The sequence below is a fragment of the Clostridium estertheticum genome (assembly GCF_018861295.1).
In the GTDB taxonomy this organism is placed as follows: Bacteria; Bacillota; Clostridia; order Clostridiales; family Clostridiaceae; genus Clostridium_AD; species Clostridium_AD estertheticum_D.
Genome location: NZ_JAHLDM010000097.1, coordinates 1 through 753, shown reverse-complemented (window position 1 = coordinate 753; position 753 = coordinate 1). Strand labels below are relative to the sequence as shown.

Here is a 753-nt window from a genome sequence, read left to right as displayed (position 1 = left end):
ATGATATATAATTATAGCATACAAAATAAGTGAAAAAAATATAAAGAAATACAAGGAGTGTTACTATGAAAGTTTATGCTATTAACGGAAGCCCAAGAAAAAATAAAAATACGGCTACATTACTTCAAAAAGCTTTAGATGGAGTAAAAGAAGCTGCAAAAGATAAGGAAATTGAAACTGAAATAATTAATTTATATGATTTAAACTATACTGGGTGTAAAAGTTGCTTTGCTTGCAAAAGACTTGGAGGTAAAAGTTATGGGAAATGTGCTATAAAAGACGATATTTACGAAGTTTTAGAAAAGATATCTCAAGCTGATGGGCTTATTTTTGGTTCTCCAATATATTTGGGTACTATAACAGGTCAATTACAATCATTTTTAGAAAGACTAATATTTCCTTATTTGGTTTATGATGAGAACTATTCTACAATTTCGCCAAGGAATATGCCAACAGCATTCATTTATACAATGAATGCTCCAGAAGAAATAATGAATAAACTTGGTTATTTAAAAACCTTCGATCTCATTGAATCTACTATTGAGCATATATTTACAAAACCATTAGTTATGTATTCAAATAATACTTACCAATTTGATGATTACTCAAAATATAAATCTAATGCCTTTTCTGAAGAAGCAAAAGCAGCACATAGAAAAATTCAATTTCCTTTAGATTGTCAAAAAGCATTTGAACTAGGTGCAAGTTTAATAAAATAGTATATTAACTAAAGTGAACAACTCCTTTGAAATA

At 27.9% G+C, this 753-nt stretch carries 1 protein-coding gene; it reads left to right on the top strand.

Going from position 1 to position 753, the window contains the following annotated elements; genetic code table 11:
- The first annotated feature begins 65 nt into the window (after positions 1 to 65).
- On the top strand, positions 66 to 719 hold the full coding sequence (locus KPL54_RS25830; protein WP_216109328.1) for a flavodoxin family protein: 654 nt from the start codon (positions 66 to 68) through the stop codon (positions 717 to 719).
- Positions 720 to 753: the final 34 nt, after the last annotated feature.

What these genes read in the sequence shown, in the direction of transcription:
- KPL54_RS25830 (WP_216109328.1), top strand. Translation starts at nt 66, where the DNA reads ATGAAAGTTTATGCTATTAACGGAAGCCCAAGAAAAAATAAAAATACG.